Origin of the sequence: Montanilutibacter psychrotolerans, from assembly GCF_003719825.1 — a bacterium.
Taxonomy (GTDB): Bacteria; Pseudomonadota; Gammaproteobacteria; order Xanthomonadales; family Xanthomonadaceae; genus Montanilutibacter; species Montanilutibacter psychrotolerans.
In genome coordinates this window covers 216,020-241,671 of sequence record NZ_RIBS01000004.1, presented here as the reverse complement: position 1 = coordinate 241,671, position 25,652 = coordinate 216,020, and the positions used below count along the sequence as shown (strand labels likewise).

30 protein-coding genes and 1 tRNA gene are annotated in these 25,652 nt (G+C 67.5%); 21 read left to right on the top strand and 10 right to left on the bottom strand.

Annotated features, from left to right (window positions below; all coding sequences use genetic code 11):
- Positions 1-1,034: 1,034 nt before the first annotated feature.
- From EER27_RS10250 to EER27_RS17605, 6 genes are all read left to right on the top strand, one after another.
- Complete coding sequence (locus EER27_RS10250) at positions 1,035-1,319, top strand: hypothetical protein (RefSeq protein WP_123088002.1); 285 nt, start codon at positions 1,035-1,037, stop codon at positions 1,317-1,319.
- Between the two features lie 93 nt (positions 1,320-1,412).
- Entirely contained in the window at positions 1,413-1,904 is a 492-nt protein-coding gene (locus EER27_RS16940) for a hypothetical protein (protein ID WP_148040995.1), read from the top strand.
- A gap of 36 nt (positions 1,905-1,940) precedes the next feature.
- On the top strand, positions 1,941-2,411 hold the full coding sequence (locus tag EER27_RS10240; protein WP_123088000.1) for an HIT family protein: 471 nt from the start codon (positions 1,941-1,943) through the stop codon (positions 2,409-2,411).
- 19 nt (positions 2,412-2,430) lie between these two features.
- Positions 2,431-2,958, top strand: a complete 528-nt coding sequence (locus EER27_RS16935; RefSeq protein WP_148040994.1) for a hypothetical protein — start codon at positions 2,431-2,433, stop codon at positions 2,956-2,958.
- 480 nt (positions 2,959-3,438) lie between these two features.
- Positions 3,439-4,062 carry a TonB family protein gene (locus EER27_RS10230; RefSeq protein WP_123087998.1) on the top strand — a complete coding sequence of 208 codons (624 nt, stop codon included), beginning with the start codon at positions 3,439-3,441 and terminating at the stop codon, positions 4,060-4,062.
- A gap of 63 nt (positions 4,063-4,125) precedes the next feature.
- On the top strand, positions 4,126-4,497 hold the full coding sequence (locus EER27_RS17605) for an ankyrin repeat domain-containing protein (RefSeq protein ID WP_123087997.1): 372 nt from the start codon (positions 4,126-4,128) through the stop codon (positions 4,495-4,497).
- A 282-nt stretch (positions 4,498-4,779) separates the two neighbouring features.
- Here the strand turns inward: EER27_RS17605 and EER27_RS10220 are convergent, their stop codons facing one another.
- The 5 genes from EER27_RS10220 to bioB form a co-directional block, all read right to left on the bottom strand.
- The gene (locus EER27_RS10220) at positions 4,780-5,772 is read right to left on the bottom strand and encodes a multidrug resistance efflux transporter family protein (RefSeq protein ID WP_123087996.1); all 993 of its coding nucleotides are present in this window, start codon (positions 5,770-5,772) and stop codon (positions 4,780-4,782) included.
- Between the two features lie 70 nt (positions 5,773-5,842).
- Positions 5,843-6,763, bottom strand: a complete 921-nt coding sequence (gene bioC / locus EER27_RS10215; protein WP_123087995.1) for a malonyl-ACP O-methyltransferase BioC — start codon at positions 6,761-6,763, stop codon at positions 5,843-5,845.
- Between the two features lie 141 nt (positions 6,764-6,904).
- Positions 6,905-7,726 carry a pimeloyl-ACP methyl ester esterase BioH gene (bioH, locus tag EER27_RS10210; protein ID WP_123087994.1) on the bottom strand — a complete coding sequence of 274 codons (822 nt, stop codon included), beginning with the start codon at positions 7,724-7,726 and terminating at the stop codon, positions 6,905-6,907.
- A gap of 9 nt (positions 7,727-7,735) precedes the next feature.
- A complete protein-coding gene (gene bioF / locus EER27_RS10205; RefSeq protein WP_123087993.1) occupies positions 7,736-8,944 on the bottom strand; it encodes an 8-amino-7-oxononanoate synthase in 1,209 nt (402 codons plus the stop codon).
- Positions 8,945-8,948: 4 nt separating this feature from the next.
- Complete coding sequence (gene bioB / locus EER27_RS10200) at positions 8,949-10,079, bottom strand: biotin synthase BioB (protein ID WP_123087992.1); 1,131 nt, start codon at positions 10,077-10,079, stop codon at positions 8,949-8,951.
- A gap of 160 nt (positions 10,080-10,239) precedes the next feature.
- Here bioB and EER27_RS10195 point away from each other — a divergent pair, with 160 nt between their 5' ends.
- Positions 10,240-10,899 (top strand): ComF family protein, encoded by a 660-nt coding sequence (locus EER27_RS10195; protein WP_263316931.1) that lies wholly within the window; start codon positions 10,240-10,242, stop codon positions 10,897-10,899.
- 14 nt (positions 10,900-10,913) lie between these two features.
- On the opposite strand, the gene EER27_RS10190 is transcribed toward EER27_RS10195, so the two are convergent.
- Positions 10,914-11,444 carry a Rid family hydrolase gene (locus EER27_RS10190; RefSeq protein WP_190285739.1) on the bottom strand — a complete coding sequence of 177 codons (531 nt, stop codon included), beginning with the start codon at positions 11,442-11,444 and terminating at the stop codon, positions 10,914-10,916.
- A gap of 53 nt (positions 11,445-11,497) precedes the next feature.
- Positions 11,498-12,403: a 4-hydroxybenzoate octaprenyltransferase gene (gene ubiA / locus EER27_RS10185; RefSeq protein ID WP_123087990.1), complete on the bottom strand. Its 906-nt coding sequence runs from the start codon at positions 12,401-12,403 to the stop codon at positions 11,498-11,500.
- Between the two features lie 225 nt (positions 12,404-12,628).
- Here ubiA and EER27_RS10180 point away from each other — a divergent pair.
- Positions 12,629-12,705 (top strand) — tRNA-Arg (locus tag EER27_RS10180).
- 423 nt (positions 12,706-13,128) lie between these two features.
- On the opposite strand, the gene EER27_RS17600 is transcribed toward EER27_RS10180, so the two are convergent.
- Together EER27_RS17600 and EER27_RS10170 are read right to left on the bottom strand one after the other, a co-directional pair.
- Positions 13,129-13,695: a putative immunity protein gene (locus EER27_RS17600; protein WP_123087989.1), complete on the bottom strand. Its 567-nt coding sequence runs from the start codon at positions 13,693-13,695 to the stop codon at positions 13,129-13,131.
- On the bottom strand, positions 13,692-14,090 hold the full coding sequence (locus EER27_RS10170; RefSeq protein ID WP_148040993.1) for a hypothetical protein: 399 nt from the start codon (positions 14,088-14,090) through the stop codon (positions 13,692-13,694). The genes EER27_RS17600 and EER27_RS10170 overlap by 4 nt, the downstream gene beginning before the upstream one ends.
- A gap of 674 nt (positions 14,091-14,764) precedes the next feature.
- Between EER27_RS10170 and EER27_RS10165 the strand changes: the two genes are divergently transcribed.
- From EER27_RS10165 to EER27_RS10120, 11 genes are all read left to right on the top strand, one after another.
- Complete coding sequence (locus tag EER27_RS10165) at positions 14,765-15,280, top strand: c-type cytochrome (RefSeq protein WP_123087987.1); 516 nt, start codon at positions 14,765-14,767, stop codon at positions 15,278-15,280.
- Between the two features lie 152 nt (positions 15,281-15,432).
- Positions 15,433-17,286, top strand: coding sequence for an ExeM/NucH family extracellular endonuclease (locus tag EER27_RS10160; RefSeq protein WP_123087986.1), 1,854 nt, complete (start codon positions 15,433-15,435; stop codon positions 17,284-17,286).
- 61 nt (positions 17,287-17,347) lie between these two features.
- Positions 17,348-18,055, top strand: a complete 708-nt coding sequence (locus EER27_RS10155; protein ID WP_123087985.1) for an alpha/beta hydrolase — start codon at positions 17,348-17,350, stop codon at positions 18,053-18,055.
- Between the two features lie 10 nt (positions 18,056-18,065).
- Complete coding sequence (locus tag EER27_RS17100; protein ID WP_190285738.1) at positions 18,066-18,209, top strand: hypothetical protein; 144 nt, start codon at positions 18,066-18,068, stop codon at positions 18,207-18,209.
- 28 nt (positions 18,210-18,237) lie between these two features.
- The gene (gene zapE, locus EER27_RS10150; protein WP_123088173.1) at positions 18,238-19,374 is read left to right on the top strand and encodes a cell division protein ZapE; all 1,137 of its coding nucleotides are present in this window, start codon (positions 18,238-18,240) and stop codon (positions 19,372-19,374) included.
- A gap of 121 nt (positions 19,375-19,495) precedes the next feature.
- The gene (locus EER27_RS10145; protein ID WP_123087984.1) at positions 19,496-20,818 is read left to right on the top strand and encodes a M20 family metallopeptidase; all 1,323 of its coding nucleotides are present in this window, start codon (positions 19,496-19,498) and stop codon (positions 20,816-20,818) included.
- A gap of 145 nt (positions 20,819-20,963) precedes the next feature.
- On the top strand, positions 20,964-21,554 hold the full coding sequence (locus EER27_RS10140) for a peroxiredoxin family protein (protein ID WP_123087983.1): 591 nt from the start codon (positions 20,964-20,966) through the stop codon (positions 21,552-21,554).
- A complete protein-coding gene (locus EER27_RS10135; RefSeq protein WP_123087982.1) occupies positions 21,551-21,739 on the top strand; it encodes a hypothetical protein in 189 nt (62 codons plus the stop codon). The genes EER27_RS10140 and EER27_RS10135 overlap by 4 nt, the downstream gene beginning before the upstream one ends.
- Positions 21,740-21,856: 117 nt before the next feature.
- On the top strand, positions 21,857-22,696 hold the full coding sequence (queF, locus tag EER27_RS10130) for an NADPH-dependent 7-cyano-7-deazaguanine reductase QueF (protein WP_123087981.1): 840 nt from the start codon (positions 21,857-21,859) through the stop codon (positions 22,694-22,696).
- 95 nt (positions 22,697-22,791) lie between these two features.
- Complete coding sequence (locus EER27_RS10125) at positions 22,792-23,124, top strand: LysM peptidoglycan-binding domain-containing protein (RefSeq protein ID WP_123087980.1); 333 nt, start codon at positions 22,792-22,794, stop codon at positions 23,122-23,124.
- A gap of 44 nt (positions 23,125-23,168) precedes the next feature.
- Positions 23,169-23,663, top strand: a complete 495-nt coding sequence (locus EER27_RS10120; RefSeq protein ID WP_123087979.1) for a hypothetical protein — start codon at positions 23,169-23,171, stop codon at positions 23,661-23,663.
- A gap of 149 nt (positions 23,664-23,812) precedes the next feature.
- Here EER27_RS10120 and EER27_RS10115 read toward each other — a convergent pair whose 3' ends face one another.
- Positions 23,813-24,193, bottom strand: coding sequence for a YchJ family protein (locus tag EER27_RS10115; protein ID WP_123088172.1), 381 nt, complete (start codon positions 24,191-24,193; stop codon positions 23,813-23,815).
- A gap of 210 nt (positions 24,194-24,403) precedes the next feature.
- Between EER27_RS10115 and EER27_RS10110 the strand changes: the two genes are divergently transcribed.
- A complete protein-coding gene (locus EER27_RS10110) occupies positions 24,404-25,120 on the top strand; it encodes a UPF0149 family protein (protein ID WP_123087978.1) in 717 nt (238 codons plus the stop codon).
- A 91-nt stretch (positions 25,121-25,211) separates the two neighbouring features.
- Positions 25,212-25,583, top strand: coding sequence for a YkgJ family cysteine cluster protein (locus tag EER27_RS10105; protein WP_123087977.1), 372 nt, complete (start codon positions 25,212-25,214; stop codon positions 25,581-25,583).
- Positions 25,584-25,652: the final 69 nt, after the last annotated feature.

Sequence of the window (25,652 nt, the reverse complement as noted above, 5' to 3'; positions counted from 1 at the left end):
GCCGCATGTCAGACACTCGATCTACTGGCAACAGCACGGGCAAGCGGATGCAACCGCTGTGGCGCTGGGTTCTCGTACTTTTCGCCCTGGCCATCGTGGGTACTGGAATCGTCAATTACCAGATTGCCAGCTCAATCAACTGGTACTACTTCAAGAGTCGCGCCGTACCTCTCACTGCAGTCGATTACGCATTGGGTATTCTCGTACTCTACCTACTCGCCGTAGCCACCTTTGGACGTTGGTTGCCCGCTCGGAGAACCTCGTGATCACAATCGGCGGCCGCGGCCAAACAATTCATTCAAGCCGAAGCCGCTTCGCGGCTCGGCCTAATTCAGGCGTTAGGCCTCATGCCGGACTTCACCTGCTCCTCTTGCAAACAGCCTTTAAGGATCACCAACTGGGATCTAGTTCCATCCAGCTTCCCTGATCGGTATGTCTGCAACTCTTGCGGCGCAACTAACATGCTAAGCCGCAAGACAATTCTGCTCTCCCTCGCACCGAGCTTGTCGCTGTTGCTTGCAGTCGGCTTCACGCATCAATACTGGCTGACCGGCTGGGAGGCCGCCCTTGCCGTAGTGGCCGCGTATGTGGCGGGCATGCCCTTGGGCGTATGGGCCGCGCGCCGGTACGGTAGGCTAGTAACGCCGTATAGGCCCCTCGTGTGAGGCCCAACAATTCATTCAAGCCGAAGCCGCTTCGCGGCTCGGTTTCAGGCGTTAGGCGCATATGGATCGGCACACCTTCAACAGGCTCCGACAGAGGATCAACCGAGACGATGGGCGTCACTACCAAGTCGGTAACAGACCAATTGGCGCGTTTAAGGCAATTGGTCTTCTTACGTTCATGGCGCCCTGGTCTTGTGGCAGCTTCACTCACAGACTGGTCTCAACGCTGGTTGGGCCTGTGGGGCTGGAGTTGTGGGCTTGCTGATGGCATTTCTCGGCCATCTCCGCTCCGGCAATGACTCGGGCGCCTAACAATTCATTCAAGTCGAAGCCGCTTCGCGACTCGGCTCAATCCAGGCGTTAGAGCCCATGACCAGCACCCACGACGACTTGGATTTCATCTCATCCATTTGCAGCAACTTCGCGGACTCACTCAACAAGACCGCCGACGATTGCGTCTTCTGTGGACAAGATTCGTACGAGGTTCTCACTGCTGTCTTCGGCGACGACTTCTCGGAGAGGGACCTTCGCGCGGCGACGCCCCGGAACCATCAGGATCTTGCGGAGGCCATTGTGGACGTGCTGGAGTTCGATTTGGCAACTCCTCAGGTCGCAAGGGACGCGCTTGAGTACGCGCTGGCCTTATGGTCTTGAGGATGGGATCTAACAATTCGTTCAAGCCGACAGCCCAATCGCTGCGCGATCGGTCTGCGGCTTAGTTTAGGCGTCAGGTTGCCAGGAGAGGTCATGGGAGCTCGAGAAGAAATCGGTTCAATCATTGCTGAACTCTATTCCATCATTTCAGGACCAGTTGGACATCAGCCCAACTGGAGGCGGGAGGCCGAGCTTTTCCTGCCAACTGCGTACATGATTCGCACCTCGGTTGACGAAGAAGGCGTACCTCAGGCAACGCGCCTCCATGTTTCCGAGTATCCAAAGAACTTTACAAAGCTGATGGCAGGGCGCTCCTTCTACGAGCTCGAGGTCCAGAACATCATCGAGGTGTTCGGAAATATTGCTCATGCGTTCAGCACCTATGAAGCATGGGAGGATGCGGAGAAAACGAAGTTCGTAAAGCGCGGAATAAACAGCATCCAGTTCTACAACGACGGGCAGTCGTGGAGAATCGTCAGCATGATCTGGGACGACGAAAGACCCGGGCTCGTCATGGATGGTCGCTACAGAGGGGCAACACCTGAGAATTCATTCAAGCCGAAGCCGCTTCGCGGCTCGGCCTAGTTCAGGCGTTAGGCCGCACACCATGAGACTCGCCACTTGAGCAAATGGAATTCCCCGACCGAATGGCAACGCTTGTGTGATGGTTCTGGCTGCCCGATTTGCGCACGCGGCCAGCCACTGAACAACATTGCGCAACTGGACTCCTCTTGGCTCACCATGTCCGAGGCGGCTCCAATGCCAGGATATGTTTGCCTTGTCTCGCGAGTGCATGCTGTGGTGTTGCACGACCTCACCAGCAGTCAGGCCGAGTCCTTCATGCGTGACGCGCATAAAGTCTCTTCCGCTCTATCAGCTGTCACGGGCGCCGTTAAGCTCAACTACGAGATTCACGGAAACACGTTGCCGCACCTACACATGCACTACTTCCCGAGATACGTGGGTGACCCGTTCGAAGGCCATGCCATCGAGCCTGCACGGGTGAGTCAACGGGTTTATTCCGCTGGTCAGTTCTCGAAGCTGCGAGACAGGCTGTTGCTGGAGTTGGGCGCAAGTGCTGTCAGGCGTTAGATGTTTCTGGAGATCGTCAGTGTTCGGACTGTTCAAGAAGAAGGAGCCACCTCAGGAGCCGCCCAAGTGGTTCCCGCCTGTTCCAGACTGGCGCCCCACGATCGTGCAACCCATTGATCAGATTGTTGAACGCCTACGCTTTTACACCAACGGCCAACGCGATCTTGCCGTTTTCTCGCATGGGACATGTGTTGTCCTTCCTGATGATCTCGCAGATGCTGAGGCTGAGTCCTTTGCCAAGGACGCATTGTCAAAGATCTTCAACTACCACCCAGACATGAATCCAACCCCCATGAAAGACGGGAATGTTCTGGTGCGGTACAACCACCCGGCGGTCAATTTGGTCCTGGACAGCATCGCCGTCCAACATTGGACAGAGATCGAGAGCAATCATCAGCGGGCGCTTGCTACTGATGAAGCCCTGATCACGCCCCTCGGATCAAACGTATTTGATGATTTTGGCAAGAAGGCACTATTCGGGCGGTGCTTCATGTTCATGGACGCACAAGAGCCCCGAGTGACTCAGGTTGTGCGAGGAAACATCTAACAATTTGTTCAAGCCGAAGCCGCTTCGCGGGTCGGCTCAATTCAGGCGTTTGGCGGCTGATCATGATTAAGCAGATTCTGAGGTTCTACTACTGGGTGTTCCGGCTTTCACTGCCGATCGCGTTCATGGGCATGCTCGCAATGCCAGCGTTCATCGCTCCCAATGCCGCTGCCGTCAGAGCGGCTCAGGCACGCTTTCCCGGACAAGCCCTTGTGCCAATCGGTGCTGGGCAAAACCAAGTGACGTTTCTTCCCGTTCTTGAGCCAACGCTAGTAACAGTCAGCCTCCGTCCCGACGGCTCGCCACAAACGAGGCAGTCTCGCGCCGGATTCCTAATGTGGGCCACCTTCTTGCTGGCCTGCGCGGCTGGCACATGGTGGCTTTGGCGGCCCGCGCGCACGCCGCCTAACGAGTCATTCAAGCCGAAGCCGCTTCGCAGCTCGGCCTAGTTTCAGCCATTAGTACCAACTGGACAGATCTATGCATCCCTTAACGCCGCGAGCGGCCTTTTTGGCCTTCCTGCTGATTTGTGGCTGTTCACAAGCCACCGAGTTGCCCCTGCCCACCGCAAGGATGGCGACACTCAACCCGGAGCCCGGTTCTGAGCACTATCCTGCCGGCGTCGTCACGTCTGGAGCGCAAGGAACGGTAATAGTGAGAGCGGGGATCGCGCCCGATGGCTGGCTGGTTGATCCGGTCGTGGAGCAATCCTCGAAGTCGCCCTCGCTGGATGCCTTGGCCCTTGCTTACGCCAAAGCAACAAAACTGAAGCAGAAGGATGGCGCGGCATTTCCTCCTTCAATTCTTGTCCCGATTGAGTTTCGCAAGGACACGGTCCTTACCATCCGTCAGAAGAGCTGCGGCGATTTCAATGCGGACCTCGCGTTCGCTCGCAGCATCTCCCCTGGAGCCACCGCGCAACAAACACAGGGGTTCCGCCTTGCCACGGGCATGCTCATGCTCCTTCCCGGAATCCCGATGGAAAGGCAAGTCGAAGTCGTACGTAACTTGAAGGCCTTGGGGCCACGGATTGAATCGCATTGCGCGTCAAATCCAGAGGCAAGATTCATGGAGAGCCTGTCCAACCTGGCTGTGGCCAGGTGAGTATCTACAGATATTCAAGGCAAAGCCGCTTCGCGGCTCGGCTTAATTCAGGCTTCAGGCTCCATGAATAGTTCTTACGACTCTGTGGAGACCGTACTGGAGGCGGTTAGAGGGGCCGTCGAGTTTGGCTCGTTTGAACACAGGCCAACGGTTCACTCTGTTGGCGCATTTAGCAGCCGCCCTCTCAAGATTGCGATTACGTGGGGCGACCTTTCCGCGGTCAATCTCTTACTCGGGGCGGGCGCGTCTATGGATGCAAAGAACGAGGGCGGTGACACAGCACTCCATCACGCTATCCGCATGGGAGAGTTTGTAATTGCCAGGCGTCTAGTCAAGCTGGGCGCGTATCAATCAATCGCTAACGACGAAGGCAAGCTAGCGCGAGATCTTTGCTGGGACAATGAATGGGATAGCCTTGGCCTATCTAGCACCTAAGTGCGGGTGCTTCGTTGAGTCGGCTGGCACCTAACAATTCAAGCCGAATCCGCGTCGCGGCTCGACTTGCTTCGGGCGTTAGGCACCTGCCAGACCGATTCACCAGTCGCACTCGCAGACGCAACGACGTCTGGTCGACTCGACCACGATTCGCACACTTCGCCAGGGCTTCGGCTTCCGCCGTTGCGCGCGAACGTCCCAGCTGACGCCCTCGGCGGCCAGCCAGTTGCGTGGCGGGCCGGGCCTTTCGGCCAGTGGAATCGCCAGCGGTGCCAGTCGGGCTCAGCCGCCGCGGTCGCTGCGCAGCTCCTGCGTGGCCTGGTGATCGCCGGCGGCGGCGCGCGCGGCCACCACGCTGAACAGTACGATCCCGACCGCCACCACCAGCGCGCCCAACAGCGCGCGACCCTGCGGCCAGGCTTCGCCCAGCCAGAGCACGCCGATGATCGTGGCGAACAGGATCTCGGCGGCCTGCATCGCCTCGGCCGCGGCCAGTGCACTGGGCTCGTTGCGGACCATGCCGGTGGCCTGGAAGAACAGCACCGTGGCGATCACGCCCGCCCCCAGCGCAACGCCCGCGGCCAACCACACCTGGTCGATTGGCGGCGGCCCGGCGGAGGCGAATGCGCAGACGGCCACCGCCAGCCACAGCGGCTGGCTGGCCAGCGTCAGCCCGAACACGCGCTGGGTCGCGTTGAGCTCGATGCCGGTGGTCTCCAGATGCAGCAGCAGGCCACGGTTGCCGAGCGGATAGGCCACCGCACTGACCGCGACACAGGCCAGCGCGATCCAGCCATCGCGATCGAGCGCGCCGCCGCCGTGGCCGAACTGCATCAGCAGCACGCCCGCCACCACCACCACGCCCGCCAGCAACGCCGGCAACGGGATGCGCGCACGCGCGTCGCGGTACAGAAACGGCGCGCACAGCATCCCGGCGATCACGGTCAGCTGGAACGTCCCGGCGACCAGCCACGATGGCCCGCTTGCCGCCGCGTAGCTCAACAGCACGTAGAACAGCACGAAGCCGACGCCGCTCCACAGCAGCCACGGCCCCGGATGGGCGCGGATGGCGCGCCACACCGGTCCGATGCCGCCCTGCCAGCGCATCACCGGCAACAGCAACGGCAGCGTGATCAGGTAACGCAGCGACGCCGTCCATGCCCAGTGACCGCCGCCGGTCGCCGCGGCGCGGTTGAGCACGTAGGTGCAGGTGAAGAACAACGCCGACAGCAGCGCGATCGCGACCGCGGTCAATGCGAGCCGGCGCGCGCTCATCGCGGCCCGCCCGGGGCGGGATGCTCGGCGCGGCAGTGCCACAGCGCACGCACCGGCTTCGCCGTGGCCGTCATGGACGCCGCCGCACCGGAATCGCCGACAGCGGCACATGCACCTCGTCGACGCCACCCACGCGGATCGGCGCGCCCGGCGGCGGACCCCAGGCGTGCGCGTAGATCACTTCCCAGGTGGCGGGCAGGCCGCGCTCGCCGCGCAGTTGTTCGTAGGCACGCGCGGCGCGGGCAAATCGCGCCCGTCCGGTCAGGCTGCGGCGACGCTCGCTCATCGCGTTGGTCGCGCCGAGCGTGCGCAGCTCGCGCATCAGACTGTTGAGATCGGGGTGATGGAGGGTGAACTCGTCGCGGTCCAGCACCGGGTCCTTGAACCCAGCGGCGATCAACGCGTCACCGAACTGACCGATCGACGGAAACAGGCTGACGTGTGGCGCGTCGTCGGCCTCGGAGAACGCACCGCGCAGCTCGAACAGCGTGTCCGGGCCGAACGTCGACAACACCATCAGGCCACCGGGCTTGAGCACGCGCCGGAACCCGGCGAACACCGCGGGCAGGTCCTCGACCCACTGCAGGCACAGGTTGGAATGCAGCACGTCGACGCTGCCGTCGCGCAGCGGCAGCGCGCGCGCATCGGCGCACAGCATGTCGGGACGCCGCGCGAAATCGAACAACCGCTGGCGGCGTGCGCCGGCATTGCGCCTGGCTTCGTGCAGCATCGGCAGGGCCAGGTCGAGCGAGAGCACGTGCGCCTTCGGCCAGCGCTTCTGCATCGCCACGCTGGCGTGGGCCGGACCGCAACCGACGTCCAGCACCACCGCCGGCGCGGGGCGTGCCAGCGCCGGGTCGTCGAGGTAGTCCAGGCTCTCGGCCAGGCGCGAGGCGACTTCGCGCTGCAGGGCGGCGGCATCGTCGTAATGCCCGGCCGCGCGCGAGAACGCGCGGCGGACCTGACGGTGGTCGAACAGGGATGGAGACACGGCTGGGGGATTCGCTGTGGGGGAATGAAGCGGGAATTCGGAAGGCGGGGACGGTCGGGCACGCGGGGCACGAGATCGCCGCGGCGCCGGTCGACCGGTGGGCGGCGGTGTTGCCACCGCGGGCGCGGATCGGCCGTGGTGCTATGGGGCGTGGATCTCCTGTTCCGGAACCGGCACGGATGCGGCGCTCTGGCGCAGGAACTGGTCGATCTCGCGCGCCACCTCGTCGGCGGCCCCCAAAAAGGGTGCGTGCCCGGCATTGCCGATCACCACGCTGCGCGCCATCGGGGCAAGCGCGGCGGCGGCCGGCATCGCCGCGGCGGGAACGAGGCGGTCGCGCCGCCCGGAGATCCACAGGCTCGGCACCTGCAGGGCGGGAAGGTGCGCGCGCAGGTCGCTGCGGTCGAGCAGGTCCAGGCCTTCGAGCAGCGCCCGCGGCGCCGGCTCGCCGCGCTCGAACGCACGCTCGCGCAGATTGCGCAGGTCGTCCTGGGTGCTGCTGGAACCCAGCGCCTCCAGCGCGAGGAAGCCCTCCAGGGTGCCGCGGAAATCCCGTCCCAGTGCCTCGCCGAAATCGCGGAACAGGCTGGGGCTGACGCCGTGCGGCCACGGCGCCGCGCCATCGCTCCCATCGCCGCTGACGAAACGGGGCGACGAGGCCACCATCACCAGGCCCCGCACGAGCCGCGGGTGATCGAGTGCGGCGCGCAACGCGAATAGACCACCGAGCGACCAGCCCAGCCACGCGGCATCGGGCACCCGCGCCACCAGCTCGGCGGCGATCGCGTGCGGCTCGAGCAGCGCGGCATGGTCGCGCGCGTGACCGTGTCCGGGCAGGTCGACCAGGTGCAGCGTGTAGCGATTGGCGAGGCGTTCAACCAGCGGCTCGAACAGCCCGCCGTGCATCGCCCAGCCGTGGATCATTGCCAGCGCGGGACCCTGCCCGCGCGTTTCGATGAACATCCTGCAACCTCAACCGGACAGCAATGCGATCCGCGCCTCGGCCTCGGCGCGGTCGCGTGCCTTGGCCAGCGCCGCCACCAGTCCGTCGACTTCGGACGAGGTGTGCAGCGCCGACAGCGTGATGCGCAGCCGCGCGCGGCCTTCGGGAACGGTCGGCGGACGGATCGCGGCCACCCAGAAACCCGCCGCTTCCAGCGACCTGGACATCGACAGCGCGCGCAGGTCATCGCCACAGATCAGCGGCTGGATCGCCGTGTCCGAGGGCATCAGCACCAGGCCCTGGCGGGTGGCGCCATCGCGGAAGCGCGCGATCTGCTCGTTGAGCTTCTCGCGACGCCAGTGCTCCTTGCGTGCCAGCTTGACCGCGGCCAGCGAGGCGGCCGCCTGCGCCGGCGGCAACGCGGTGGTGTAGATGTACGGGCGCGCGGTTTCGGAAAGGTGTTCGATCAGCGCTTCGTTGCCGGCCACCACCGCGCCGTAGCCGCCGAGCGCCTTGCCCAGCGTGGCCAGCTGCAGCGGCACCTGTTCGACGCCCAGTCCGGCGGCAGCGACGCTGCCGCGGCCGTCGGGTCCCAGCACGCCGACGCCGTGAGCATCGTCGACATACAACAACGCGTTCTGCACGCGGGTGACCAGTGCCAGGTCCTTCAACGGAGCGATGTCGCCGTCCATGCTGAAGACACCGTCGGTGGCGAGCATGGCGATGCTGTCGGGCACCGAGCGCAGTTGCCGGATCGCACCCTCGGGATCGGCGTGCGGATACCGGCGAAGGTGGCAGCCGGCCAGGCGCGCGGCATCGATGAGGCTGGCGTGGTTGAGGCGGTCCTGCACGCAGATGTCGCCATCGCCCAGCAGCGACTGCACCACGGCCAGGTTGGCCAGGTAGCCGCTGCCGAACAGCAGTGCGCGCGGCGTGCCGAGCCAGTCGGCGAGCTCTTTCTCGAGCGCGTCGTGGAACGCGTGGTGGCCGCACACCAGGTGCGAGCCGATCCCGCCGGCGCCATCGCGCGAGGCCGCGTCCTGGAGCGCGCCGACCACTGCGAAGTGCTGTGCCAGACCCAGGTAGTCGTTGCCGCAGAAGTTCAGCAGCTTGCGGCCGTCGACCTCGCAGCGCGCACCATCGCGCTGGCTGACGCTGCGCCGCACGCGACGGCGGTTGTCGGCCTCGCGCTGGGTCCGGGCCGACTCGATGCGCTCATGCCATGACGGGCGCGCCACGGGCTCAGGCCACGCAGGTGTTGCGGGCGGCGTCCGGGCCGGTGATGGCGCAGGTGTCGGCGTGCGGAGTGGTTTCAAGGATGTCGGCGTGCACGGTGTTCCCCCCGGTTGCGTGCGGTGATTCGACGACCTGCATCGGTCGCAGGCCCAGTCTGCCGAACAATGCCATATCGCGCTCGGTGTCCGGGTTGCCGGTCGTCAGCAGTTTCTCGCCGTAGAAGATGGAATTGGCGCCGGCCAGGAAGCACAGCGCCTGCAGCTCGTCGCTCATCGCCTCGCGCCCGGCCGACAGGCGCACCATCGAACGGGGCATCAGCAGGCGCGCGACGGCGATGGTGCGGACGAACTCGAACGGATCCAGCTCGGCCGTTCCGGCCAGTGGGGTGCCCGGCACCTGCACCAGCTTGTTGATCGGCACCGAGTCCGGGTGCGCGGGCAGGTTGGCGAGCGTCTGCAGCAGTCCGGCGCGCTGCTCGCGCGTCTCGCCCATGCCCACGATGCCGCCGCAGCAAGTCTTCATGCCGGCGTCGCGCACGTGGCCGAGGGTGTCCAGGCGGTCCTGGAACTCGCGGGTGTGGATGATCTCGTTGTAGAACTCGGGAGCGGTGTCGAGGTTGTGGTTGTAGTAGTCCAGGCCGGCATCGCGCAGGGCGCGTGCCTGGTCGCCCGACAGCATTCCCAGCGTCGCGCAGGTCTCCAGGCCGAGCGCCTTCACCTCGGCGATCATTGCCGCGACCTTCGGCACATCGCGGTCCTTGGGCGAGCGCCAGGCCGCGCCCATGCAGAAGCGCGAGGCACCGGCGGCCTTGGCCTGCCTGGCCTTCTCGACCACCGCTTCGGTGCTCATCAGCTTGGTGGCGTCGACACCGGTGTGGTACCGGGCGGCCTGCGGGCAGTAGCCGCAATCCTCGGGACAGCCGCCGGTCTTGACCGACAGCAGGGTGCTCACCTGGACTTCGCACGGGTCGAAGTGGGCGCGATGGCTCACGCCGGCGCGGTGCAGCAGCTCGGGGAACGGCAGATCGAACAGCGCGCGGACCTCGGCGCGGCTCCAGTCGTGGCGGAGCGGGGCCCCTGCGACATCGGCAGGCGGACTGGATGCCGGAACGGCGGAGGTTTCACTGACAGCGGACATGGCGATCTTCCGAGAGACACGGCGGGACAGGCCGGTCAGTCTGGAAAGCATGCCGACACCTGTCAACCGATCGCCCGCCAGACCGGTTGACAGCCCCGGCGGACCCACCGGCGCCTGGGCACGACACTGGCACCGGCCTTGGGCCTGGCTGGCCCGGCGCGTGTGGCCGCCCCGCTGCCTGCTGTGCCACGAGCGCGGCCACGCCGGGCTCGACCTGTGCCCCGACTGCGCCGCGGGCCTTCCCTGGAACCGCAGCGCCTGCGGCCGCTGCGCCCTGCCGCTGGCGCACCCCGCCGATGCCTGCGGCGCCTGCCTGCGATCGCCGCCGCCCCAGGGCCGTGCGCGGACCGCGTTCGTCTACGCCCGGCCGCTGGACCGCCTGCTGCCGCGCGCCAAGTTCCATGGGGATCTCGCCACGACGCGCCTGCTGGCCCAGCTGATGGCGCGCGAATGGCGGCACGACACGCGACCGGACGCGCTGGTTGCCGTGCCGCTGCACTGGCGGCGATTGCGCGAGCGGGGCTACGACCAGTCGCTGGAACTGGCACGGCCGCTGGCAAGCGCGCTCGGCCTGCCGTTGCGCGAGGACCTGCTACGGCGCGTGCGGGAGACCGCGCCGCAGTCGCGGCTGGATGCCGCGCAGCGTCGACGCAACCTGCGCGGGGCATTCGCGGCGGTGCCCGGAGCCACGATGCCGGCGCACGTGGTGCTGTTCGACGACGTCATGACCACCGGCGCCACCCTGCATGCGGCGGCGCGGGTGCTGCTGCGCGCCGGCGCGGCCCGGGTCGATGCCTGGGCCTGCGCACGCGTGCCGTGACGGCCCGACGTGGGCTACGGCGCGGCCGGTGCCGGTGCGGGTGCCGGCACCGCGATCTGCGCGCGTGGGCGGGCGCCCGATCCAATCACCGCCTCGGCGCGGATCTCCATCGGCGCGCCTTCGGAAAACAGCGCGGTGGTGCCAACCGCGGTCCAGGCCGGGTAGTGGTCCGTGAAGAACTCGCGGTGGACCTTCAGCACCGGCTCGACCCGCGCGCGGAACTGCGCGTGGTCGTTGGCCACGTGGTAGCTGTGCAGTTCCACCACGTCGGCCATCGTCGCGCCCGCGTGTTCGAGGTGCGCCTTGAGCTGGTTGAACGCCCAGCGGATCTTTTCCTCGTCGGTCGTGCCGACGATGGCCGGGATGCCCGAGACGATCACCCGATCGCCAATCTTCAGCACCGGCGTGTAGTGCAGGCCGTGGTAGGAGCCCTCCCAACCGGACGGTGCGAGGTGTTCGCGGGTCGGCGAGGCGGACGCGGGCGCAGACGACCCGGCCAGGGCGTGCAGCGGCAACAGCAACAGCAACAACAGGGTCGTGCGCATGGCGTGCTCCGGCGGAATCCAGCCCGGAGTGTCGGTCATCGGCGCGACCGCTGTCAGCCGACGCCGCGCAGGGCGTAGTCCAGCGCCAGTCCGGCGAACACCGCCAGTCCGACCCAATGGTTGTGCAGGAACGCGCGGAAGCAGGTGTCGCGCTCGCGATCGCGGGCGATCACGAACTGGTGCACCACCAGCATGGCGGCCACGCCCAGCCCGGCCCACCAGTACAGGCCGAGTCCGGCATTGCGGCCCACCAGCGCCAGCGCCGTGAAGGTCAACGCGTACAGCAGCCCCAGCGCCACCAGGTCGAGGTCACCGAACAGGATCGCGGTCGACTTGCTGCCCATGCGCAGGTCGTCCTCGCGGTCGACCATCGCGTACCAGGTGTCGTAGGCGGTCGCCCACAGGATGTTGGCCACGTACAGCAGCCAGGCCAGCGGCGGCACCTTGCCGGTCACCGCGGCGAACGCCATCGGGATGCCCCAGCCGAACGCCAGGCCCAGATAGACCTGCGGAAGGTAGGTGTAGCGCTTGAGGTAGGGGTAGCTGGCCGCCAGCAGAACGCCGACGAAACTCAGGTAGACGGTCAGCCGATTGGTTGTCAGCACCAGCGCAAAGGCGACCAGCATCAACGCCGCGAACACCCCCAGCGCCTCGCGGCCGCGCACCGCGCCGGTCGCCAGCGGTCGGTGCTTGGTGCGTTCGACGTGCGGATCGAGCCAGCGGTCGGCGTAGTCGTTGATCACGCAGCCGGCCGAACGCGTCAGCCACACGCCGGCACTGAACACGATCAGGGTCCACAGCGGCGGCACACCCTCGGCGGCCAGCCACAGGCCCCACCAGGTGGGCCATAGCAACAGCAACCAGCCGATCGGTCGGTCGCCGCGCACCAGCTGCCAGTACAGCGCCAGACGCACGCGTGCCGGGGACAGCACCGGGGCCTCGAATCGTTCGTAGCTCATGCGCTAAAGCCTAGCAGGGGCCCGCGGGCTTGCAGCAGCGCAACACGACCTCGCGCAGGCCACGGCCACCCGGACGCCCGCATTTGCCGCTAGAATGCCTGCCCGCACGCGGTCCACCGCGTCGGCCGGATGCCAGTCCTGGCCGGAACCCTCGGCGCTGCCGCACGGGCTCCACCGCCCGGCAACGCTCCGCGGCACCGGGGCGAAAGCACCGTGCACCACAACGCGCCTGTAGCTCAGCCGGATAGAGTAGTGGCTTCCGAAGCCATTGGTCGGGGGTTCGAATCCCTCCAGGCGCGCCAATCCCTGCGACAGTTCCGTTGGCGTCAGACCTCCGTCTTTGCGAGGTCGCCAACGCGCCAACCCACGGTTCGCTTTCGCCTCGCCAAACGCCTGAATCAAACCAAGCCACGAAGCGGCGTCGGCTTGAATGGATGGTTGGCGATCAGCCGCGACGCGGTCGGGCCACGACCAGGCCAATCACCTCAGAGGAACGCACGTGCCGCCCCCAAGGGAGAGCGACGTACCGTCTGGAGTGGATTGATCCATGCATGCCGTTCGGCGCCATGAGCGACGTCTCCACCAGAAACGGCCCCACGAAACGGGCCGCGACGTCGTTACGGTCAGCATGACCTTGTCGGCGAGCAGGTCCGTGCCGCTGATACCTTTGCGCTGAATCTCCCGGAAGGGATCACGGGGTCCACGGGAAGCTCCTCATGGAATGGTTAGGCACCCGTGCGATATGTGCCATGACGCCGCAATGCAGCATCAAGTTGCAATTCGAGTGCCGCAACTCTGGTGCTTCCGGGCGCCCGGTTGGGGAATCTTTGTACGACCTGGCGAACTTCTGCCGGTGCATGTTCAGCGGCCCAAACAATCTCACTATCTCCCACGCTGGTATCTGATCCAGCGAAGAGTTCGATGGAGATTGCTGTTTGTGCCGCGGGTCCGAGAATGTGCCTGATCTGATGAGGAGTTGCCAACGCATGAAGATAGGCCGTTGCGGCGGCATAGCTGGCCGCCTTTGCTGCCGCTTCTGCGCTGGGAGTCGGAGCTTCCCTGGAAGCCCGGAGGGCTTTCCAGCCGGATGAGCGAAGCTCCCCGCTTCTCTTTGCGCCTTGAGCGTAAGCCCTGATAGCCTCAATTGCGCGGCGGGGACGGGGGTCGGACGTCTTCGCGGCTTCGAAAAGATGAAGGGACCGTGCAGCACAATCTGCACACCATGAAGCGAGAATCCGACGCTCGTTGTCTGAAAGGTCAACCTCCCGAACGCCTGAGATTTGGTTGGTCATGGCTGCGGCTCTCCTGCAGGCCGCCGCCGCCGCGCGAACGTGCCGACGCTGCCGCCAATCAGCCCGTAAATTGCACCCAGGACGGCTGCGAACAGCGCGGTGAAGATCCAGTCCGATGGCGTGAGCGTGCCCACGTCATACCGGCCGGGGCCGATCGCCCAGGAGACCGCCCAGCCAATCGTTACATCGGTTATCCCCATCACCACGCCAAGCGCAATTGCAGCCCAGAAGCCGAACATTCGAGCAGCGAAGAACGCCAGCACGATGTAGAGCGCGGCAGAACCAAAGGCGGTGTACGAGTAGGGAAAGCCAAGCGCCACGGACGCGACCGATGCGAGCGCGTCGAATGCGATTACCGATAACGACGAAAGCGCAAAGAACTTGAAGGCTTGCAAGAAGGTCTCCTGTGCGTCCCTACGCCTGAACCGAGCCGACACCAGGCAACTGGCGAACGGCGTTCGGCTTGAATGAACTCTTGGGGCTCACCAGCCCTGACAACAAGCACGAAATGCTCAGCGCGCGTGTCCGGAATGGATGGGCCCACCGACATCCGTTTGAACCAGGACGCCCCTGCCCAAGTATGCCCACTCGACCCGCGGGCACTCCAGGGAACACCCGGCAGCACCGGGCCTCAGTCAACCGAGCCGATCGGTACCTATTGAGATCACCCACGCGGCATCCTCGATGCGGCAGACGGCGCTCGTCCGGTGACCCCGGAATCCTGCCGGGCCATGTGCGTTGCCTCCCGTCACGAGTGCGGGGCTCATCGCCATCGGGGCCACTGCGGCTGGAGCGGCACGCATGGGCTGCGCGATCTCACCGTCCCCAGCGTCCTTGCCGGGTGTCGGGGCCGGGGCGCCTGAGCCACCGATCGCCCGTCGGCGGCGCGTTTGAGGCCGCTCGGCGGCAAGCGCCCGGGCGGACGCGGACCGCCATCGGCGCCGCCGGCGGAAGGCCCGACGTGCCCCGACGCGCCTTCGCCTTTATACTGGCCGGCGGCCGCACCTTCGTGCGGGTAACTCTGGCAGCCAAGCTGCGCCCCTTGGGGCGCCTGCAACCTAGGTGGATCGTGCGCAACTACGACCTTGAATTCCTCAAGAAATTCTCGATGGTGATCGGCTTCCTCGGGCTGGTCACACTTGGCCTGATCCTGGCCGCGATCTACATCAATCACCAGCTCCCGCGTGATCCGGACCCGGCCGTCGCACGTCGCACCGAAGCCCGTATCGCGCCGGTTGGCGCGGTCTATGCGGGCGCCACCGGTGCCGCGGCGCAGGCCTCTGCCAAGGCGGCGGCTGACTTGCTTGCCGCATCGCAGGTCGCCTATGGCGGCACCACCGACGGCTCGGTGATCTTCGACAGCCTCTGCGCGGGCTGCCACAAGTCGGGCGCCGGCGGCGCGCCGACCATGGACAAGGCGCACTGGGCCGCGCGTATCGGCCAGGGCACCGAAACCCTGCACAAGCATGCGATCGAAGGCTTCACCGGCAGCGCCGGCGTGATGCCGGCCAAGGGCGGCAACCCGGCCCTGACCGACGAACAGGTCGTCGCCACGGTCGACTGGATGCTCGGCAACCTCAAGTAAGTCGCCGACCCTGCCGTCCCGAAACGCCGCCTCCGGGCGGCGTTTTCGTTTGCGCGCCCCGGCGGCCTCCCTGCCGCGTCGCGCGAAATCGTGGCATTGCTCGTCCACGGGCAGCCACTACCATCCACGTTTCGCCAGGCCACGACGTCCACATGCCCCTTTCGATCCCGCTTCGTCCGTTGGCGCTTGCCGTTGCCTGCGTGTTGGCCGTGTTGCCCGTCGGCGCGACGGCGGCGCCACCCAACGGTGGCAGCACCCTCATCGGGCGCGTGCAGGGCACCGGCGCGACGAGCCCGATGGTCGGGCAACTGGTCACTGTCGAGGGCCGGATCAGTGCGGACTTCGGCACCGTGGGCGGCCGCCGTGGCCTCGGCGGCTGGTTCGTGCAGGACAGCGGCGACGCCGACCCGACCAGCTCCGACGGCCTGTTCGTGACCGGCGCACTCGCACCGGGACTGACGATCGGCAGCGCAGTTCGCGTGCACGGGCGCGTGGTTGAACGCGATGCCGGGCGCGGCGCCAGCCTGACGGCAATCGAACCGCTGCGCGTCGAGGCGATCGATGCCCCGCACCTCGCGCCCCTGGCGGCGCAGGCAGTGAGTGCGCCAGCCGGCGACTGGGAACGCCACGAGGGCATGCTGCTGCGCATCGCCGCGCCGCTGACCGTGATCGATCACCACGCCGCGCCCGCGCACGGCCAGGTACAGGTCGCCTTCGACGGTCGCCTCTGGCAGCCCAATGAGCGCGAACGGCCCGGCAGTGCCGCAGCGCGCGAACTCGCCGTCGCCAACTCCGCCCGCCGCCTGATGCTGGACGACGGCTTCGCCGGTGCGCGCCGACCCCGCAGTGGCGACGACCACGGCGACGACGGGATTGGCGCCGACAGCATCGGTGCCGCGCGCCTGGGCAGCACCCTGCACCGGGTGGAAGGCGTGCTCGACCAGCGCGATGGCCGCTACCGCCTGCAACTGACCCGCACGCCGCAGCTGCAGCCGGCCGCCCGGCCGGCTGCGCCACGGGTCGACGGTGACGTGCGCATCGCCGCGCTCAACCTCGAGAACCTGTTCAACGGCGATGGCCTCGGCGGCGGCTTCCCGACCGAACGCGGCGCGCGATCGGTCGACGAGCTCCGACGCCAGCTGGCCCGCCAGGTCGCGACACTGCGGGCGCTGGATGCCGACGTGGTGGCGCTGATGGAGCTGGAAAACGACGGTTATGACGCGCATTCCAGCCTGGCCCAGCTGGTGCAAGCGCTCAACGCCCGGCCGACCGGCGCGGGGGCCGGCGACGGCGCCCGGTGGCAGTTCGTGCGCGGCTGCGCGGACGACTGCCGCGACGGCGCGCGCGGTCCGGGCGTCGACACCATCCGAGTGGGACTGATCTTCCGCACCGACCGCGTGCGCCCGCAAGGCACGCCCGCCACGCTGGAGGGCGGACCGTTCGGCGATCGCAGCCGGGTGCCACTGGCGCAGGCGTTCGTGCCGGTTCGCGCGGACGGGCGCGATGACGGCGCGGCGTTCGTGGTGGTCGCCAACCACTTCAAATCCAAGAGCTGCAGCGAAGCCCTCGGTGACGATCGCGACCAGGGCGACGGCGCCGGTTGCTGGAATGCCCTGCGCACCGATGCCGCACGGCGGCTGGATGCCTGGCTGAAGACCGATCCCACCCGCACCGGGAGCGACCTCACACTGATCGTCGGCGACCTCAACGCCTACGCGCAGGAATCGCCGGTGCGCGCGCTGGCCGACGCCGGCTGGCGCGACGCCTTCGTCGCGCACGGTGTGCCTGCGCCGTACAGCTATGCCTACAAGGGCGAGCTCGGCCGGCTGGACCACGCCCTGCTCAGCCCCGCGTTCGCGCAACGCCTGCGCGGCGCTGCGGAATGGCACGCCAACGCCGACGAACCCGAGTCGGCCGGCTACCGCGACAACCCCGCGCCCGGACCCTGGCGCAGCTCGGACCACGATCCGCTGCTGCTGGGTTTCGCGCTTCGCGCGAGCCGATGACAGTGCGCTGGGCCGGGCCGGTATCATCCCGGTCGTCTCTCACGGCCAGGCCCACCCCGCCATGACCACGCCGATCCCGCCCAGCTTCGCCAACGATGCGTCCACGACGCTGGTGCTGGCCGGCCCCGCCGGCGCGCTGGAAGCCATCGTCGAGGGCGCCGAAGGCGATGCCGCCCCGGTGCCAGTGGTGGCGATCGTCTGCCACCCGCTGCCCACCGAAGGCGGCACGATGCACAACAAGGTGGTGACGATGACCGCGCGCGCACTGCGCGAGTCCGGCGTCGGCACCGTGCGCTTCAACTTCCGCGGCGTGGGCGGTTCCGAGGGCAGCTTCGACAACGGCGACGGCGAGGCCGACGACCTGCGCGCGGTCGCCGCCTGGGTGCGCGACCAGCGCCCCGACGCGCAGCTGTGGCTGGCCGGTTTCAGTTTCGGCGCCTACGTGTCGCTGCGCCTGGCGGCAGAGCTCGAGCCCGGCATGCTGATCTCGATCGCCCCGCCCGCCGGGCGCGGATGGGACTTCGCCGCGCTCGCCGCGCCGCAATGCCCGTGGCTGGTGATCCAGGGCGAGGCGGACGAGATCGTCGATCCGGCCGCGGTGTACGCCTGGCTCGACGGCCTCAAGGGCCTGCCCAACCCACCGGAGCTGGTGAAGATGCCCGACACCAGCCACTTCTTCCACCGCCGCCTGATGGACCTGCGCGGCGCGATCAAGCACGGCGTGCGCGCCTACCTGCCGGGCCCGACGCCGGCCAACCGCCCGGCGTGAGGCCCTGCGCATGAGTCACCGTTCCCTGCCCGACGCCGGGCCGCGCGCCCGCGCGTCACGGATGGACATCGCCGCGCTGCCCATCTGCGCGCCGGTGGCCTTTGCCGTCCGCGATGCCGGCGCCAACGACGACCGGGGTGCGCGTGCACGCTGAGCCGGTGGCGCATGCCACGCCGGCCGCGATGACGCCGTCGCAGGCGTACGCCGCCGGTGTCGCGCGTGGCGACTGGACCGTCGACCCCGCCCAGCAGCCCGCGCTGATCGAGCTGGACCGGTTGTTCGCCACCCTGCTCGATCCGCCCCGCCAGGGACTGTTCGACCGATTGCGCAACAAGCCGCTGCCGCCGCCACGCGGGTTGTACCTGTGGGGCGGCGTCGGACGCGGCAAGACGTTCCTGATCGATCTGTTCTACGACTGCCTGCCGCACCGCGACGTCGCCGCCAGCGGTGACGCGGCAACGGGCCATCCCGGCGGGAGCAGCCTTGGCGGAAAGCGCCGCACCCACTTTCACCGTTTCATGCGCGAAGTCCACGCACAGCTGCGAGCGCACTCCGGCGAAAGCGATCCGCTGATGAAGATCGCGCGCGACTGGGGCCGCGAGCTGCGCGTGCTGGTGCTCGACGAGTTCTTCGTCAACGACATCGGCGACGCGATGCTGCTGGGCCGCCTGTGCGAGCGCCTGTTCGCCGAGGGCATCGCGCTGGTCACCAGTTCCAACACCGCCCCGTCGAACCTCTACGCGCACGGCCTGCAGCGCGAACGCTTCCTGCCGGCCATCGCCCAGTTGCAGCGGCACTGCGCGGTGGTGCTGCTCGACAGCGACAACGACTACCGCCTGCGCGCACTGACGCGCTCGCCGGTGTACCGGTCGCCGCTCGATGGCCAATCCGACGACTGGCTGGCGGCGCGTTGGCGCGACCTCACCACGGGCCTGCCGTCCGAGCACGGCCCGCTGGAAATCGATGGCCGCACGATTCCGGTGCGCGGTCTGGCCGAAGGCCATTGCTGGTTCGACTTCACGGCGTTGTGCGAAGGCCCGCGCGCGGCCAGCGACTACATCGAGATCGCCACCGAAAACCACACCGTGCTGGTGGGTGGCATCCCCGCATTCAACGACAACAATGCCGATCCGGCGCGTCGTTTCGTGCACCTGATCGACGAGCTCTACGACCGCCACGTCAACCTCATCTGCACCGCCGCCGTCGCGCCGCCGCTGCTGTACACCGGCGAGCGCCTGCACGGCGCCTTCGAGCGCACCGCTTCGCGCCTGATCGAGATGCAGTCGGCGGAGTACCTGGCACTGGCGCATCGCGGCTGAGCCCGCGGCGCGCAGTTGCACGCCGCGCGCCATCAAGACCACGCGACAGAGCGATCCACTGGTCACGGTGCTTTGCCGCTAGCATCGGCAGCTACCCAGACCGACCCGCGGAGTTCCGTCGATGCGCCTGCTGCTGCCTGCCCTGCTTGCCTCCCTGCTTGCCCCCGCCGCGTTCGCGCAAACGGTTCCCGCCGCTGCCGGCGAACGCGCCGAAGTCCGTGCCGCGGCGCAGGCAGTGCGCGAGAAAGTCATCACCTGGCGCCGCGACTTCCATCAGTTTCCCGAATTGTCCAACCGCGAGCAGCGCACCGCAGCCAAGGTTGCCGAGCACCTGCGCGCGCTGGGCCTGAAGCCCCGCACGGGCATCGCGCACCACGGCGTGGTGGCGATCATCGAAGGCGGAAAGCCCGGGCCGCGCGTCGCGCTGCGCGCGGACATGGACGCGCTGCCGGTGACCGAACAGGTCGACCTGCCGTTCGCGTCCAAGGTCACCACCACCTTCAACAACCAGACCACCGGCGTCATGCATGCCTGCGGCCACGACGCGCACACCGGCATCCTGCTCGGCATCGCCGACGCGCTGGTGGCGATGCAAAGCGAATTGCCGGGCTCGGTGATGCTGGTGTTCCAGCCCTCCGAGGAAGGCGCGCCGGCGGACGAACGCGGTGGCGCCTCGCTGATGCTCGACGAAGGCCTGTTCAAGGACTTCAAGCCCGACGCGATGTTCGGCCTGCATGTGTTCTCGACCCTTCCGGCCGGTGTCATCGGCGTGCGCCAGGGCCCGCTGATGGCGGCGTCGGACCGGTTCTCGATCACCATCAAGGGCCGTCAGACGCACGGTTCGCGGCCGTGGGGCGGTATCGATCCGATCGTCGCCGCGGCCGACGTGATCGGCAGTGCACAGACCATCGTCAGCCGCCGTACCGACATCGCCAAGCTGCCGGCGGTGGTGACGTTCGGCGCGATCCACGGCGGCATCCGCTACAACATCATTCCCGACCAGGTCGAGATGATCGGCACCATCCGCAGCTTCGACCCGGCGATGCGCGAGGCGATCTTCAAGGATCTGCGCAACGTCGCCGATCACGTCAGCGCCGCGCACGGCGCCACTGCGCAGTCGCAGGTGCCCGACCAGAACGGCAACCCGGTGACCTACAACGATCCGGCACTGACCGCGCGCATGCTGCCCAGCCTCAAGGCGGTGGCCGGCGCGGACAACGTGGTCGAACCGCCGCTGCAGATGGGCGCGGAAGACTTTTCGTTCTACGCGCGCGAGGTGCCGTCGATGTTCTTCTTCGTCGGTGCGACCGCACCGGGCATCGATCCGTCGACGGCACCGGGCAACCACTCGCCGGAGTTCGTGCTCGACGAATCGGCGATGGACGTCGGCCTGCGCGCGATGCTGCAGGTCACCCTGGACTATCTGCACGCGCCGCAGGGCTGACGCGCGAGGTGGGGGGCGCGAGGTGAAGTGGCCTCGCGCCGCTTGCACCTGACGAAGACGCGGTGCTAGCTTCACCGGGCGGCAAGGAGCCCGGTCCCGTCCAAGCGACGGAACCGGCACGGGGGGCCTCAAGGAAGGGGAAACGATGCAGCGCAACTGGATTGCCTATGTCCTGTTGCTGGCCGCGTGCGCGCTCGTCGTGTTGCTGTCGGTGCAGAACCGCCAGCTGCGCGAGGGCTACGACGCACTGGTCGATGCCGGCCGCCGGCCACAGGTCGGCAGCTGGTTGCCCGCCACCCACACCACCACGCTCGACGGCCAGCCGGTCACGCTCGGCGCCGCGCGCGGCCGCCATCAGGTCCTGTACTTCTTCGATCCCGCCTGCCCCATCTGCGAGGCATCGCTGCCGGCTGTTCGCGCGCTGGCGCTGGCCTTGCGCGATGCGCCTCAAGGGCAAGTCGAGCTGCTCGGCATCGCCCAGCCGCCGCGGCAGGCGGTCGACGATTACGTGCGCTCTCGCGGCCTGGATTTCCCGGTCGTGCTGTCGGCGCCCAAGACACTCTCGTTGTACGACATTACCGTGGTGCCGTTGCTGGTCGTGGTCGACCGCGATGGACGCGTGCTGTTCTCGCACAACGGACAACTGAACACCAAGGAAGAGGTAGCGAAGGTCCTGACGGTGGTTCGAGCCATGGATAGGCCGATTGCCGTCACCACGACACGGAGAATGCAATGAAGCTTCTGAGCAAGCGCATCAAAGTCGCCCTGTTTGCCCTGACCATCGCCGGCTCGTTCGGTTTCGGAGCCGCGCAGGCACTGAATACCGGCGGCATGAGCGCTACCCATCCGGACACGGGTTGTCCGCTCAAGCCGGGCTGCCGCTACGGCGGCGGCAAGATCGGCTGCTGCGTCCTGCCGTAAGGCGGATCCGGCAACCCGGACCCGGCGCCGCGGATTCGCGGCGCCGGGTTCCACCGCTGGGGCGCCCACGCGCCCGCATGCAGAGCGATCAGCATCCGGCGGGGCGATAATCGCGGCATGACCAGCCAAGAATCCGCCGACACCACCATCCCGCTCGGGCGTCACGTCGACTACCCGCGCCAGTTCGATCCCGACCTGCTGTTCCCGATCGCGCGCAGCCTCGGCCGCAGCGACATCGGGCTGACGGCCAACGCGCTGCCCTTCGCCGGCCACGACCGCTGGCATGCCTACGAGCTCAGCTGGCTCGACGGCAATGGCAAGCCGTGCGTCGCCACCGCCACCTTCGAAGTGCCCGCCGATTCGCCGAACCTGGTCGAGTCCAAGTCGCTGAAGCTTTACCTCAACTCGTTCAACGCCGCGCGTTTCGACACGGCCGAGGCGGTGCGCAGCCGCATCGCGCTCGATCTGTCGCGCGTGGCCGGCGCGACGGTCACCGTCGCGATGGGACTGCCGCCGATCGACACGACCGACAGCGCCAACGGCGCGGAAGAATCGATCGACGCGCTCGCCATCGCCATCGATCACTACGGCCCGCCGCGCGCGCAGTTCCTGCACGCCGATGATGGCGATCGCGTCGAGGAAACGCTGACCAGCGCGGTGCTGAAGTCCAACTGCCCGGTCACCGGCCAGCCCGACTGGGCCCGCGTGCGCATCGCCTACCGCGGCCCGCGTATCGATCGTGCCGGGCTGCTGCGCTACCTCGTGTCGTTCCGCGACCATGCCGAGTTTCACGAGCAATGCGTCGAACGCATCTTCGGCGACCTGCTTGCGCGCGCGCGGCCCGAGGCGTTGTCGGTGGAAGCGCGGTACACGCGTCGCGGCGGTCTGGACATCAACCCGTGGCGCGCGACGCCGGGCTGGTCGCGACCTGCGGCGGGACGCGACGAGCGCCAGTAACGGGATGCCGGGGCTTCACGACGGCAGCATGTTTTATTAACACCCGCCGTGCGAGCGTGGCTGCGTTCTCGACACCTCGAGGAGGAGAGCCCGGCATGAGCAACCAGAAGACACCCGATTTCTCGAATGTAAAAAGCGATGTAAGCAGCACGGGCGAGGTCCAACCCGACTTCGGCAACGTGAAGTCGTCGGTCGAATCCACCGGGGAAATCACCGGTGGTGGTGGCGGCAGCGGCGGCGGTGGTGAGCAGACCTATACCGTGGCCGGCGGCGACAGCCTGTCCAAGATCGCCAAGCAGTTCTACGGCAATGCCAACAAATGGGCGCGCATCTACGACGCCAACCGCGACCAGCTTAACGATCCCGACAAGATCTTCCCGGGTCAGGTGCTCCGTATTCCGGCACAGGACAGCGACCCGGCCGCTTGAGCGGCAGCGCCTCGAGTTCCCCAGCAAACCCATTGGAGACACCCATGACCCAGAACCGACTGACCCTCGCCCTCGCCACCGTCCTGCTCGGCAGCATCGCCCTGGTCGGCTGCAAGAAGAAAGAAGAACCCGCTCCCGTGACGCCGCCTGTTGCGACCGAGCCGTCGCCGATGCCGGCGCCTATGCCGGTCGCCGCCACCGCATCGGTCACTGCGGTTGACCTGGGTACCGCGGTCGGGCCCGACAAGAAGATCACCACGGCAATGTCCACGTTCACACCGAAGGACGCCATCATCGCGGCCGTGTCGACCTCGACCAGCGATTCGGCGGCCACCGTGCCTGCGCAGCTCGATGCGATCTGGACCTACAACGGCACCACCACGATTCCCGACGACCCGGCCACGTCGATCAATCTCACCGGCAACGAGGTGACCAACTTCAAGGTCAGCAAGCCCGACGGCTGGCCGCTGGGCAAGTACAAGGTCGAAATCACGCTGGACGGCGCCATCGTCCAGTCGCGCGACTTCGAAGTGAAGTAGTCAAGAGACACTCTCTCCCAGCCGGCCCAACCGGCTCTCGGGGCGCGACGCAGGTCGCGCCCCTTTTTGTTGGAACCGTGTCGCGCGCATTGCCCGGGACGAGGCCGCGCGCGCCGCGACACGCGTGCTGCATCGGGCGCGTGCCTTGCTCAGGGAAACTCACCGTCCAGGTAGAACCAGCGCCCGCCTTCGCGCAGGAAGCGGCTGCGCTCGTGCAGGCGCACCGCGGGCGAGCCGCCGACCTTCCAGCGCGCGACGAACTCCACCTGCGCCGTGTCGGCACCGGTCATGGCGTGGTGGCGCACGTCCAGCCCAAGCCAGCGCGTGGTGGCGGCATCGTCCAGCGCGACCACTGCCGGACGCGTGCTGGCATGCCAGGTGGCAAGCAGGTAGTCCGCATTGGCCAGTGCGAACGCGCTGTAGCGCGAGCGCATCAACGCCTCGGCGGTATCGGCGACGCGCACGCCGGCATGCAGGGGACCGCAGCAGTCGGCATAGGCGCGCTTGGGGTCGCAGGGGCAGGCGGTCATGACCGGGCCGGTGGTGGACGGGGCGCCAGCCTTGCCGATTCGACGCGGCCCCGGCAAGCGCCCATCGCGCATAGCACCGGGCCATGGGTGCCGCGCGGGCGACTTCCGCGGCTGCCGGCCGGGCGTTGCGGCGCCGGCGACGGCGTCCACCGTTCGGCATGGCGCCCGGCTGCGACTACCATGCCCGCTACGCAACCGCCGGTGACCCCCATGAAAGCCCCCTCCTACCTCGACGATGCACAGATCGAACGCCTCGCGGAGCTGCTCGAGCAGCGCGCCGTGCCGTTCAAGGGCTTCAACCTCGAGGCGCTGGACGGCTTCCTGTCGGCGCTGGTGGTCTCGCCGGACGTGATCGCGCCGGCCGAATGGCACCCGGCGGTCTGGGGCGGCACCACGCCGCGCTGGGGCGACGCGGCCGAGCAGGCCGAGGTCGAGGCGCTGCTCGCCGGTCACTGGAACATGGTCAGCCAACGCGTGCGCCACGGCGACGACGACCTGCCCGATCACCTCGCCCCGCTGCTGTGGCTGCCCGAGGAGACCGAAGCCGAACATCCCGACGAACTCGACGTGGGCCGTGATTGGGCGGTCGGTTTCTTCTCCGGCGCGCAGCTGCGCGAGATGCAGTGGGACCAGTGGCTGGACGACAACGGTTGGATCGAGGAGATCTTTTCGCTGTTCGACCAGCTCGCCAGCGGTGAGGTGCTTGCCGAAGACCCGACCGCACCGGCCACCCCGATCAGCTACCGCGAGCGGCTCGAGATCATCGCCAGCCTGCCCGGGATGCTGGCCGACCTGAACCACCATCGCGTCGACGCGTTGACCCCGCGCGAGCCGATCCGTCGCGAAGCCACCCCGGGCCCGAACGACCCGTGCCCTTGCGGCAGCGGCAAGAAGTACAAGAAGTGCTGCGGAGCGGCGGCGGCCTAAGCACCGCAGATCCAACGAAGGCACCCGGGCCGCCAGGCCCGGGCGACCACGCCGATCCGCCCAATCCCCGCATACCCGGCAACGCCCCGCCATGTCGCGTCATCCCTGCCTGAGCTGTGGCGCGTGCTGCGCCACCTTCCGCGTCGCGTTCCACTGGTCGGAAGCGGCCCCCGAGCTGGCCGGCGTCACCCCGCCTGCACTGACCGAGCCACTCGATCCACACCGTGTGGTGATGCGCGGCACGATGAACAAGCCCACGCGGTGCACGTCGCTGGTGGGCGACATTGGCCAGGCCGCGCACTGCGGCATCTACGCGCAGCGGCCCTCGCCCTGCCACGCCTTGCAAGCGGCCTGGGAAAACGGCGAGGCCAGCCCACAGTGCGATCGCGCCCGCATCGCGCACGGCCTGTCGCCGTTGACACCGCAGACCTGGCAGACCCCGGTCACGCCCGATCTCGCATAGAAGCGCCGGGCGATCCGGTTCCAGGCGTTGCGGGACCGTCGCAGCGACGACGGCTGTACGGGACCACGC